The 13,080-nt window shown below is 41.3% G+C and carries 9 protein-coding genes; 8 read left to right on the top strand and 1 reads right to left on the bottom strand.

Annotated elements, in window-relative coordinates; genetic code table 11:
* Position 1: 1 nt before the first annotated feature.
* From FW757_RS13620 to FW757_RS13600, 5 genes are all read left to right on the top strand, one after another.
* The gene (locus FW757_RS13620; RefSeq protein ID WP_259398579.1) at positions 2-1,807 is read left to right on the top strand and encodes a glycoside hydrolase family 13 protein; all 1,806 of its coding nucleotides are present in this window, start codon (positions 2-4) and stop codon (positions 1,805-1,807) included.
* A 123-nt stretch (positions 1,808-1,930) separates the two neighbouring features.
* The gene (locus FW757_RS13615; protein ID WP_182768238.1) at positions 1,931-3,823 is read left to right on the top strand and encodes an alpha-amylase family protein; all 1,893 of its coding nucleotides are present in this window, start codon (positions 1,931-1,933) and stop codon (positions 3,821-3,823) included.
* Positions 3,813-5,297, top strand: a complete 1,485-nt coding sequence (locus FW757_RS13610) for an MFS transporter (RefSeq protein ID WP_182719538.1) — start codon at positions 3,813-3,815, stop codon at positions 5,295-5,297. The genes FW757_RS13615 and FW757_RS13610 overlap by 11 nt, the downstream gene beginning before the upstream one ends.
* Positions 5,298-5,311: 14 nt before the next feature.
* Positions 5,312-7,717 carry a glycoside hydrolase family 15 protein gene (locus FW757_RS13605; RefSeq protein ID WP_446441336.1) on the top strand — a complete coding sequence of 802 codons (2,406 nt, stop codon included), beginning with the start codon at positions 5,312-5,314 and terminating at the stop codon, positions 7,715-7,717.
* Between the two features lie 86 nt (positions 7,718-7,803).
* Entirely contained in the window at positions 7,804-9,516 is a 1,713-nt protein-coding gene (locus FW757_RS13600; protein WP_446441335.1) for an alpha-amylase family glycosyl hydrolase, read from the top strand.
* Between the two features lie 20 nt (positions 9,517-9,536).
* Here FW757_RS13600 and FW757_RS13595 read toward each other — a convergent pair whose 3' ends face one another.
* Positions 9,537-10,514: an integron integrase gene (locus FW757_RS13595; protein ID WP_446441334.1), complete on the bottom strand. Its 978-nt coding sequence runs from the start codon at positions 10,512-10,514 to the stop codon at positions 9,537-9,539.
* A 263-nt stretch (positions 10,515-10,777) separates the two neighbouring features.
* Here FW757_RS13595 and FW757_RS13590 point away from each other — a divergent pair, with 263 nt between their 5' ends.
* From FW757_RS13590 to FW757_RS13580, 3 genes are all read left to right on the top strand, one after another.
* Positions 10,778-11,410, top strand: coding sequence for a transcriptional regulator (locus FW757_RS13590; protein ID WP_446441333.1), 633 nt, complete (start codon positions 10,778-10,780; stop codon positions 11,408-11,410).
* Positions 11,411-11,413: 3 nt separating this feature from the next.
* Positions 11,414-12,457: a hypothetical protein gene (locus FW757_RS13585; RefSeq protein ID WP_446441332.1), complete on the top strand. Its 1,044-nt coding sequence runs from the start codon at positions 11,414-11,416 to the stop codon at positions 12,455-12,457.
* A gap of 257 nt (positions 12,458-12,714) precedes the next feature.
* A complete protein-coding gene (locus tag FW757_RS13580; protein WP_446441331.1) occupies positions 12,715-12,990 on the top strand; it encodes a hypothetical protein in 276 nt (91 codons plus the stop codon).
* The last annotated feature ends 90 nt before the right edge of the window (positions 12,991-13,080 follow it).

Genomic DNA, 13,080 nt, shown 5'->3' with positions numbered 1-13,080 from the left:
AATGCTGAGTTTTCAGCTGCACGCAAAAATGCGCGTTGAGCCACAAAACTGGTGGGTTGGTATGCAAAATAATACCTTGCAAATTATGCTGCATGATCAAGGTATTGCTAAGCAACAATGGCAATTAGCATCTTACTCAGGGGTGAGTTTAAAAAGTGTAACTAAAACAGATAACCCAAATTACGCTTTTTTAAATATTGAAATAAATCCAATAGCAAAGCCAGGTGTTTTAGTGTTTAGCAGTAAATCAGGGGAGCGTTTTGAGTATCAATTGCATGCACGTAAAGCTAATAGCAGTAAACGTAACGGTTTTGATAGCAGTGATACCATTTACTTAATTAATCCGGATCGCTTTGCTAATGGCGATAGCAGCAACGACACAGTAAAAGGAGTGCTTGAGGGTGCAAATCCAATTGAGCGAGGTGGGCGTCACGGTGGCGACATTCAAGGTGTAATTAACGCACTGCCGTATTTGCAAAAACTGGGCGTAACCCAGCTTTGGTTAACACCACCGCTTGAAAATGATATGCCCAGCTACTCTTATCACGGTTATGCAATTACCGATTTTTACACTATCGACCCACGCATGGGCTCAAATGAGTTATATCGCGAGTTATCAGCCAAAGCGAAACAACACGGTATTGGTATAGTGATGGACCTAGTGCTTAATCACTTTGGCTCTGAGCATGAATGGATGACAGATAAACCCACATCAGATTGGATCAATTTTAATGGCGAGTTTGCAAACGGTAAACATGCTACCAGCCATGCTCGTCAAACCATTCAAGACCCACATGCAAGTGAGTTTGATAAACGCCAGTTTAGCGATGGCTGGTTTGTAGCCACAATGCCGGATCTAAACCAGCGGCAACCGTTATTAGCAAACTACCTTATCCAAAATGCTATTTGGTGGATTGAATACGCCGACTTAAGCGGTATTCGCGTTGATACCTATTCATATTCAGACAAAGCCTTTTTAGCTGACTGGACTAAAGCCATAATGACTGAGTATCCCGCTTTTAATATTGTTGGCGAAGAGTGGACCACCAATCCTGCGATTGCTTCATATTGGCAAGCAGGAAAGGTAAATAACGACGGCTATACCTCAAGCTTACCAAGCGTGATGGATTTTTCATTACAAGAGTCACTTATTCAAGCACTTAATGAAGAGGAGAGTTGGAACACTGGCTGGGTAAAAGTGTATCAATCAATCGCCAATGACTTTTTATACCCAAATCCAGACAACTTGCTCGTGTTTGCCGATAACCACGACATGAGCCGAGTTTACACTCAGCTTAAGCAAGATCTTGCTAAAACGAAAATGGCGATGACTATGTTGCTTACCACTCGTGGTATTGCACAAATGTATTATGGCACCGAAGTATTGCTTGATAATACGGGCAGTAATGATCACGGTGATATCCGTATTGATTTCCCCGGTGGTTTTAAAGGTCAGCCAAGTAATGCTTTTACAGGACAAGGGTTATCAGATGAGCAGCGTGATATGCAGCAAACCATCACCACCTTACTTAATTTTAGAAAGCAAAGCCCAGCAATAGCGCAAGGTAAACTGGTTCATTTTAGTCCTAAATCAGGTATATACAGTTACGCGCGGATAAGTGAACAGCAAACTTTGTTGGTGTTTTTAAATAAAAATACCGCAGCAAAAAACTGGTCATTAGCGTATCTGCAAGAGGTTATTGGGCAATACAAAAAGGCTGTGAGTCTTTTTACTGAACAGCAAATAAATATAACAGATACAGTGACCTTAGCGCCTATGAGTGCAACGGTATTAATAATTGAATAAAGCCTGTGTGAATACGTATGCAGCCGCTGTCAGTCAGTGGCAGTTCACTTTAGTATTAAATTTATAATAAAAATGACGTTTAAATGACAACCCATTAAAACGTCAGATCTAAGTAAGAACATTATGACAACAAATAAAACCACAATTAGTACATTCAAATATGGCTCATGGGTATTAGCTAGTAGCTTGTTATTGTCGAGCTGCTCAGATGAGCCCACAACCCCCAGTACTGACAAAAAGGTAGCTGAACAAGTTAACGAGCATTCAAAGCCGGTTGTGTATCAGGTATTCACGCGCTTATTTGGTAATACGCAAACAGCCAATATTCCGTGGGGAACCAAAGAGCAAAATGGCGTAGGCACATTTAGTGACTTTAATGATACTGCTTTAAGTGGCATTAAAGAACTTGGTACCACCCATATTTGGTATACCGGCGTGTTACACCATGCTTTGGTCGGCGATTACAGCCAATATGGAATTAGCCAAGATGACCCGGATGTAGTGAAAGGCCGTGCCGGCTCGCCGTATGCAATTAAAGATTATTACGATGTAAACCCAGATTTAGCCATTAATCCAGAGCGCCGCCTCGAAGAGTTTGCTGCATTAATTGAGCGCACCCATCGACACGGTATGAAAGTGGTCATTGATATTGTGCCAAATCATGTGGCGCGTCATTATCAATCAACCGCTAAACCCGCTGGAGTTAAAGATTTTGGTGAGCAAGATGACACCAGCGTAGAGTATGCCCGCGATAATAACTTTTATTACGTTACTGGGCAGTCATTTCAAGTACCAACCAGTGAAAACTACCAAGTGCTAGGCGGTAATGCCCACCCACTTGCTGATAACTTATTTGCTGAAACGCCTGCAAAATGGACTGGTAATGGTGCCCGTGCTGCTAAGCCTGATATAAACGACTGGTACGAAACAGTTAAAGTAAATTATGGCGTAAAACCTGACGGTAGTTATGACTTTCCAACTCTGCCCGATGAGTATGCTACTAAAGATTTACGCGCGCACTTTGAGTTTTGGCAGGATAAAGAGTTGCCAAACAGCTGGTATAAGTTTCGTGATATCGCGCTATATTGGCTCGATAAAGGCGTAGATGGCTTTCGCTATGATATGGCCGAAATGGTACCAGTAGAGTTTTGGAGCTTTCTAAACTCATCAATCAAGATGCACAACCCAGAGGCATTTTTACTAGCCGAGGTATACAATCCCGCACTATATCGCCCGTATATCCAGCAAGGAAAAATGGATTACTTGTACGATAAAGTCGGCTTTTACGACACCTTAAAAGCTGTTATGCAAGGCACGCAACCGGCAGACACTATTTTTAATGCTCAGCAAAAAGTGGCTGACATAGAGCAGCATATGCTGCACTTTTTAGAAAACCATGACGAACAACGTATCGCCAGCCCTGACTTCGCAGGTAGTAGTGAAAAGGGCAAACCCGCATTAGTAGTATCAAACCTTATTAGCCGTGCGCCAACACTATTATATTTTGCTCAAGATGTGGGAGAAGATGGCTCTGAATATGCCGGCTTTGGCAAACCAACTCGCACCAGTATTTTTGACTACATTGGCGTGCCAGCGCATCAAGCGTGGATGAACAACGGCAAGTTTGATGGTGCTTTATTAACACCGGCACAAGGTCAATTACGTGAATATTACAAAGCCGTTATGGCGTTGAGTAAACATCCAGCAGTTGTAGCTGGTGACATGCAACCACTGATGGTTACTGGCAGCGAAAAAGTTGCTGCGTTTAGCCGCAGTATCGGTAATCAACAAATTTGGGTGGTGAGTAATTTTGCTGAGCAAGTCAGTCAGATCAGTATTGATATTCCACTTAACACACTGACGCAAAATACCAGCGAAAAATTACAATTGCTTGATTTGCTAGAGGCGAATCAAAACGCCGAGCTAACTATTACAGCTGAGCAGGCACACATTAGTTTAACTTTAAATGCGCTTAGCAGTGCAGTATTAACCACTGGAGCTCATAATGAAAAATAACAAACCAGATTTAAGTTTTTGGCAAATATGGAACATGTGCTTTGGCTTTTTAGGCATTCAATTTGGCTTTGCACTGCAAAACGGTAATGTAAGCCGAATATTTCAAACCCTTGGGGCTAATGTAGATGACATTCCTATTTTGTGGGTAGCAGCACCACTCACAGGGTTAATTGTACAGCCAATTATTGGTTACTGGAGCGATAAAACCTGGGGCAAATTAGGCCGCCGTCGTCCGTTTTTTTTATACGGCGCTATTTTAACCACATTATCGTTATTTATTATGCCAAACTCACCAACACTTTGGATTGCAGCGGGCATGTTATGGATCATGGATGCATCGATTAACGTCACCATGGAACCATTTCGCGCCCTTGTAGGCGATAATCTACCAAACAAACAGCGTGCTACTGGCTATGCAATGCAAAGCTTTTTTATAGGCGTAGGCGCCGTGGTTGCTTCTGCACTCCCTTGGATGATGACGAACTGGTTTGATATTGCCAACACTGCCGCAGCAGGGCAAATTCCTGATTCAGTAAAGTACTCATTTTACTTTGGTGCAGTTGTATTGCTGGTCGCAGTAGGCTGGACAATTATAACCACCAAAGAATATTCACCTGAAGAATTGGCCGCATTTAATCAACAAGAGCAAGCTCAAGTTGAACAGACGGTTTGTGCACAAATTAACTTTAGTAAAGGCGGCAGTGTATTTACTGTTTTAGGGCTTGCCGTACTTGGTTTAGTCATGGGATTAAACCTAGAAAAAGAGCTGTACCTATTAGCAGCTGGCTTAGTGAGTTTTGGCGTTATTCAATTTATTGCAGCCGCACTACAGGCAAAAAACCACACCAGCGGTGGCTTTTACCAAGTCGTTAACGATGTATTCACCATGCCAGAGGCGATGAAACAACTTGCTTGGGTGCAGTTTTTTAGCTGGTTTGCATTATTTGCCATGTGGATTTACACCACCTCAGCGGTAACCAGTTTTCATTATGGTAGCAGCGACACAAGTTCAGCGGCGTATAACAATGGTGCAGACTGGGTGGGTATTTTATTTGCGGCTTACAACGGTTTTGCTGCATTGGCGGCTTTATGTATCCCGATCATCGTTAAGCGTGTTGGTTTAAAACTAGCGCATGCACTTAACCTTATTTTAGGTGCGTTAGGTTTGGCGAGCTTTATGTTTATACAAGAACCGAGCTTACTTATTTGGCCAATGATAGGTATTGGTTTTGCGTGGGCGTCTATTTTGTCGTTGCCTTACGCCATGTTAAGTACCTCAGTACCGAGTCATAAAATGGGTGTGTATATGGGAATATTTAACTTTTTTATTGTGATCCCACAATTATTAGCCGCCAGTGTCCTTGGCCTGATACTTCGTCACTTTTTCCAAAATCAACCTATTTACGCATTGATGCTAGGTGCTGTGTCTTTTGTACTTGCAGCGGTTGCCGTACTGCGTGTTAAACAGTCTTAATTTAAGGGGCTAAAATGAAAAAATATAACCTAATTACCGCGACAATATTGGCCGCAGGCCTTGTCGGTTGTGGCGTGCAAAATACGCAAACTAGTGCAGTAGCGCAAACATCAGTGAGTGCCCCAGGCGCACCAGGCGAAGCCCCATTTTGGGCATACGCAGGCAAAACTGGGATAGGCACGTCTTTTGAGCAATATCAAAATGGCCATTACAGTGACGACGCGCCAACAGCTAAAGTGTCAAAAGTATGGTTTTCGATTGCTAAAGGGATGATCACCGAAACTATGTTTGGGCTTATTCATCAAGCGCAAATTAAAGACATGCAATTTGTTGTAGTCGGGAAAGATTTTACAGTCACCGAAGCTGACGATTTAGACGTTACCATTGATTACTTATACAAAGACGATAAAGGCCGCCCGTTATCATTAGCATACAAAGTAGTAAGCAAAGATAAGCAAGGTCGCTTTAGCCTCGAAAAACATATATTTACCGATCCAGACGGTCAAAGCTTATTTGTACGCAGTATTTTTAATACCCAGCTTGACGGTGTAAAAGCATTTGTAACAGTTAACCCGTATATAAACAACAACGGCTTAGATGACTTTGCAAAAACCACCGAGCAAGGGTTGGTAGCGTGGCAGGGCGAAAATTACTTGTCATTGCAAGGTGCAAAGCCATTTAAACAAACAAGTGTCGGTTTTACGGGCGTGAGTGATGGTTTAAGCCAGCTTAAAACAACTCAGCAGCTTACCCGTGTTTATAAAACTACCGGTGAACAATCGGGGAATGTTAGTTTATTAGCAGAGCTGGGTGAAATTGGTGAAAACAGCCAGTTCGATTTAAGCCTAAGCTTTGGTAACAACCAGCAATCAAGCTTTAAACAAGGGCAAGCTACGCTAGCCAAAGGTTACCAAGCTGTGCTTGATAATTACAACGGTAAAGGCGAAGCCCTTGGTTGGCAAGACTACCTGCAAAGCCTTGCACCGCTAAATAACATGAGCGAACAAACCGCTGATAACGGCAAATTACTTTATACCAGTGCTATGGTGTTAAAAGCCCAAGAAGACAAAACTCATGCAGGGGCACTTATTGCCTCTTTATCTAACCCATGGGGCGAAACCGTATCTGCTAAAACCGGCTCTACCGGTTACAAAGCGGTATGGGTGCGCGACTTTTATCAAGTTGCCATGGCATTTATGGCACTAGGCGATACCGCAACAGCCAAAACCGCATTTGAATACCTTGAAAAAGTACAAGTAAACAGCAAAACCCAGGGCAACAACGGCGACACAGGGTGGTTTTTACAAAAAACACACGTAGATGGCGAACTTGAATGGGTAGGCGTACAGCTAGACCAAACCGCTATGCCTATTATGCTAGCGTGGAAGCTTCATCAGGCAGATGTGTTAAGTGATGCTGAGCTAACTGATTGGTATACCCGCATGTTAAAACCGGCCGCTGACTTTTTGGTAGACGGTGGGCGCGCTAAAATCCTATGGAACGACATGCAAATAACCCCACCTGCGACTCAACAAGAGCGTTGGGAAGAGCAAGCAGGGTATTCACCATCAACCACCGCTGCTGTTGTTGCCGGTTTAATTACCGCTGCTGATATTGCAAAAATGGCAGGAGATGAGGTGAATGCTAAACGCTACCTTGCAACAGCAAAAAGTTACAACGCCGATATAGAAAGTATGATGTTTACCACCGCAGGTAATTTAGAATCAAACGTTTCAGACGGCGAGTATTTTATACGTATTGGCCAAGACAAAGACGCCAACTCAAATACCAAAATTAACGCTAATAATGGCCGTGACGGGTTTAACAAAAAACAAATACTTGATGGTGGATTTTTAGAGTTGGTTCGCTATGGTGTACGTGATGCGCTAGCACCGAGCATAGTAAAAACACTCCCAGAATATGATGACGAAACCCTAACAGATAATCTACAAGTTAAATACAGCTTTGAGTTTACTGATGGCAGCGGCACATTTGCAGGCTACCGCCGTTATGGTAACGACGGATACGGTGAAGATGAAGTAACGGGCGCTAATTATGCGCAAGGCGGAAAAAATAGCCCAGGGCAACGTGGGCGAGTTTGGCCATTTTTTACCGGTGAACGGGGCCATTATGAAATTGCCGCCGCAAATGCTAATAATACCTTAGATGCAACAAAACAGCAGGCTATTAAAAATAGCTATGTAAAAGGGCTAGAGCAATTTGCTAACGAAGGCATGATGCTACCAGAACAAGTATGGGATGGCGTAGGCGTAAATAAAGCAGGATACACGTTAGGCGAGGGTACAAACTCGGCCACACCACTGGCGTGGACGCATGCTGAATACGTGAAGCTAGTGCGCTCATTAAGTGACAAGCAACTATGGGATCATTACCCAGTGGTAACTAAAGCACTAAGATAACCGCAAACTATCCGCAGTTCAGGTTAATTAACATAGCCGTAGTAAAATACGGCTATGTTAATTATTACAATAATAACGAGGCTGAAATGAAAACATTTACCTTGAGCGCATTAGCATTAGCAATCATGTTAACAGGCTGCCAAAGCGCACCATCATTAAATACCAACACTAACAATATCGCCAGATCGCAATTAAATACTAAACAACACGCAACGCCTTGGTGGCAAAATGCGGTATTTTACCAAATTTGGCCCCGCAGTTTTTACGACAGCGATGCTGATGGCCATGGCGACTTTAACGGTATGACCCAAAAGCTCCCGTATTTACAAGAGCTCGGCGTAAATGCACTGTGGTTAACCCCCATGTTTGAAGCACCGTCGTATCATGGCTATGATTTTACTGAATTTTACCAAGTAGAAAACGACTACGGCAGCATGGCCGAGTTTGAAGCCTTTATAAAAGCCGCTGATGATAAAGGCATGAAAGTCATACTTGATTTAGTTATAAACCATATATCAAGTAACCATGAATGGTTTCAGCGTTCAGCAAAACAACAAGCCCCTTATGCTGATTACTTTATTTGGCGCGACGATATGCCAAAAGCCGGTAGCGGTTGGGGCCACGCATGGAGTAATAACGACCAACCCGACGCAGTATGGCATTGGAATGAAACACGTCAGCAGTATTACTATGGTGCGTTTGGAGCAAGCCAACCTGATTTAAATTTACGCCACCCTGATGTTATTGCCGAAATGGAAAAAATGGCCAAGTTTTGGCTTGATAAAGGGGTTGCTGGCTTTAGGTTAGACGCTGTACGCTTTGCCATGGAAAGCGGCGGCAATACACAGGCCGACACAGACGAAACCATAGCTTACTGGCAGCACTTTAATCAGTATGTAAAAAGTGTAAACCCTGAGGCATATTTGGTGGGTGAAGCCTGGGCAGATATTCCTGTGGCGGCAAAATACTACGGCGAAGGTAAAGGGCTTGATCAGGGCTTTGATTTTGAAGTGGGCTATAAAATCCTTGGCTTATTAAAGCCAGGCGCCAGTGGCGAAGCGCAATTTGGCACCATGCAGTCTAACCAGCAAAAAAATACGGTTGATGCCAATGTGCTCAAACAAAATATACAGCAACGTATTGACTCGAGCGCACCACTTGACTTTTTTGCGCCGTTTTTAACCAATCACGACCAAGAGCGAGTGGCTTATCAGCTAGCAGAGCAAGACGATAAAGCAAAACTTGCCGCCGCCATGTTATTTAGCTCCCCTGGCACACCGTATATTTATTACGGCGAAGAAATTGGCTTAACACAAGGTGGCACAGGTCACGACGTTTATAAACGCGCGCCAATGCAATGGGACAACAGCAGTCAAGCCGGTTTTACCAAAGCTAAAACCAGTTGGGTTGAACAAAGTGAATTATTTGGTAAAGACTTTACCAGCTGGTGGCCTGAATTTTTAGCCGAGCAGCTTAGCGCAGGCGATCGCAATGTAAAAACGCAACAAGCAGACTCTGATTCACTTTGGCGTTTATATCAGCACTTAATTTCGCAGAAAAAACAGCGCCCAGAGCTGGGTATTAAAGGCAGTTATGAATTAACGCAACACGACAACGGCCTAGTTGAAATAACCCGCGAGTTAAACGGCAGTAAAAGTATGTTTATTCTTAATTTAACCGCTAACCCGCAAAGCATCAGCGGTATAAAATGTCAGGGGTTAACGCCTAGCTGGCAACACGACCTCAATGACGAACAACTCGCTGGCTATGGTTTGTTGTTATTGAATAACACACTTTAAATAAAATTCATCCGTTGGGGCTAACATATGTTAGCCCCAATTCGTGAAAATGGGCTAATTACGCCATTGGCGCCTTGCTGCAAAACATGCGTGTAAATTTGGGTTGTTCTCACATCAGTGTGACCTAATTGTACCTGAACCGTTCGAATATCAGCGCCACTTTGGAGTAAGTGCGTAGCGAAAGAATGGCGTAAAGTATGTGGGGTAACGTGTTTATTAATGTTGGCATCCTTAGCTGCTTTTTTAACCGCGCGCTGTACTTGCTTTTCATCTATATGATGCCTTCTCAACTGTTTACTTTCAGGATCAACACTGAGCTTATAAGATGGAAATAAATATTGCCATCCCAGCTGCTTGTTATGATTGGGGTATTTTTTACGTAATAAGTGGGGCATGTAAACGCCACTGTATAGAGGATTTTTAAGATCAAGCTGTAAATAACTATTTACTAATTGTACTTGTGCGCGCAATTGAGGAATTAGCTCTATCGCGAGTGTTACAATACGGTTTTTGCCTCCTTTTCCATCCCAAATTCGAACACAGCTATAATCAAAGTCAATATCTTGTACCCGTAAACGTAGTGCTTCCATTAGCCGCATACCGCTGCCATAAAGTAGCGCACAAGCTAAATAGTGCTTTGCAGAGCACACTTTAAAAAAATGATTTATTTCTTGCTGTGTTAAAACTACCGGTAGTTTAGTTGCTCGTTTGCTCTTAACACAATCTAATGATAATGAGAGTGGCTTGTTAATGACCTCTTTAAATAAAAAGCTTAACGCATTTAAGGCTTGTGTTTGCGTATTGGGTGCAACATTTAGCTGGTTAACTAGATGGTTTAAAAATAGCTCAACTTCATTATTTCCCATTGTTGTTGGGTGCCGCATAGAGTTAAAGCGAATAAATGCAGCTATCCAGTATAAGTAAGCTTTAATGGTACTTTTAGCGTAGCGTTTTAAATACATTTGTTCAGAAATCATAGTTAAAAAAGGTGATTTCATAGTGTGAATCTCCAAAAGCAAGATGCTGTGCATATAGACAGTGCTTTGCTTTTTGTCTAATATTACTGATCTCCACCATTTTGGTGTATTTCTCCATTTATAAAACATGAGCAAAGTTAACTAATTGTTTACAGGTGTTTATTTGAGAGATAAGATAAACCCATTGTAATATGCGGATATTTGTCGCTTTGTAAAAAGACAAATGTCGTAGACTAAATTGTTAGGCTTCTTAAATGGGGCTGTTTTTACAAAGGGGAAGATATATGGATTGGATCGCAACAAATAAAGAGTGGTTATTTAGTGGAGTCGGTTTAGCTATTGTAAGTTTTATATTAACTAAATTATTTTCAGGAACTAAGAACGATGACAACCCACCATTACAGTCAACTAATAATAATATTGATATAAAAATTGATAATACAAATGAATCTTCTGCTAAGGATAAACCATCAAAAGCTAATGAAGAGAAGGTCAATGTAGAGCCTGTAATAAAAAAAACATTAGATGATTTTAAAAATGAAACTAGGATCCTATTTATCGATGACGATATGCGCTTCAAGGTTTCAAAAATATTAATTCGAAGTGGGTGGGTGCACACAAAATTAATTAAGGACTGCGAAACGTTAGATGAGCAGGATGTTATTAATGCTTCAATATTATTTATTGATGTTCAAGGCGTTGGGTTAGCGATGGGCTTTAATGATGAAGGCTTAGGCCTAGCTCTTGCAATAAAACAAAAATACCCTCAGAAAAAAGTAGTTATATATTCTGCTGAAACTCAAGGTGATAGATTTCACAAAGCCTTAAGGGAAGCTGACTCTTTCTTAGCAAAAAATGCAGATCCTTATGAATTTCAGCGACTTGTTGAAGAGTTTACTATTGGTGGGGTGTCTTAACTTATGACTGTTCGCTATCAAATTCAAAACTCTCTAGGAAATGTGATTTTTTGTGGATTATTACCTTATGAAGTTACTTTAATAAAATATATAAACTCTCAATCTCAGAAAATTGATGGTGGAACTATAAGAGCTGGTGTTTTAAAAAACAACTCATTTACAGTTTATGGATTCACTTCAGGTAAGGACTTTTTAAAGAGTTCACAAAAGTTTAAAACACAGTTAAATGTAATTTTAAATACTGCGGATTCAATCGATGAAATAATTGATAGTGCCAAGAAATCAATGAATAAAAGCACTAGTAGGCTAATTCATAATCTAACTACTCTTAATGCCCATAATATACAAGAAATATACTCGTTAATTCCTCAGGATGGAGTTAGTAGAAATATGAGAAAGCAAATATCATTTGCTGAAAATATTGTAAAGGATGACCCTAAAGAAACTGCTGTAACCTTACTAAGGATTGCTAAAAATAATGCATCGATGAAGGTAGAGTTTTCAGTATTTAAAAAACTATTTGATAGTAACCCGGAACTTCAAAGAAGAAAGCATAATATTCACAAAGTATTAATGAATATGTTTTATCTGTTTTTTCCTGATTTTACAGATAAGAATGTCAAGGTTATTGTAGGTGACGAGAGTACGCATATGGCTTATTTTGATTACGAATCGGTCCATGTTGCCTTGTATCATATAATTGAAAATGCAGCTAAGTATATTAAGCCAAACTCTACTTTAAATATTGATATATGCAGTAATGGTAACTTCTCTCAAATTTCAATGGATATGATGAGTACAGAAATAAAAGAAAGTGAAGTAGAAAAAATATTTTTGGAGGGGGTATCGGGTGATCTTCCTTCTAAAATAGGAAAAGCAGGAGAAGGTATCGGCATGTATAGAGCCAAAAATATTATTGAGCTAAATTCAGGCTCTATTACAGTAACCCCATATCCAAAAACTTTAGAAGAAACATTGGGATTTAAATTTCAAAGAAATGTATTCGCTATAAATTTACCAAAATGTAAACAAAGCCTAATCGGGTAGCCGGAGGTCTCTAACCTCCAGCCCCCACACACTCATCATGCGGGTCCACAGGAAAAATAGGACAGGCACATTTCTTTTTCCTATCAATGCCCATTGCATTGACGGTGAAATCGACATTGAAAACCAATTTCACGAGTTTGTTGCGGATAAACCAGCCTGGTTGAAAATTGGTTATAACGCTCAGCAATTTGAAGCACACCCAAACTAAAGAGCGAAAATAAACAAGGTGGTACTGGATAATTTTTAAGGAATATCGGATGAAGTATGTGTGGCTATCTGTGGCGCTTTTGCTGTCTGCGTCGGCTCTGGCAGTAGATAATAACGCTCAGCAAGGCTTACCCTTGTTAGTAGGACCTTATCTTGGCCAGGTACCGCCAGGTTTAACACCGAAGAAATTTGCCCCGGGTTATGTTTCAACCCGGCATCGCGACTTTAGCGGCTCGTTCACGCCAGATTTAACCGAGTTCTACTTCTCCAGAAGGGACGTGGATACGCAACAGTGGTGGTTAATGCGTTTTAAACTAAAAAAATAGGACAGGCGCATTTTTTTGCAAATTTTTTGCAAAATCCATAGTATCAACTACTGTTTTTATATGGCTATGTTGTAGTTGAGTGTGGGTATT

This window comes from Pseudoalteromonas sp. 1181_04 (assembly GCF_052850545.1).
Note: the sequence above shows the minus strand (reverse complement) of the source record. Positions and strands in the feature narration are given on the sequence as shown.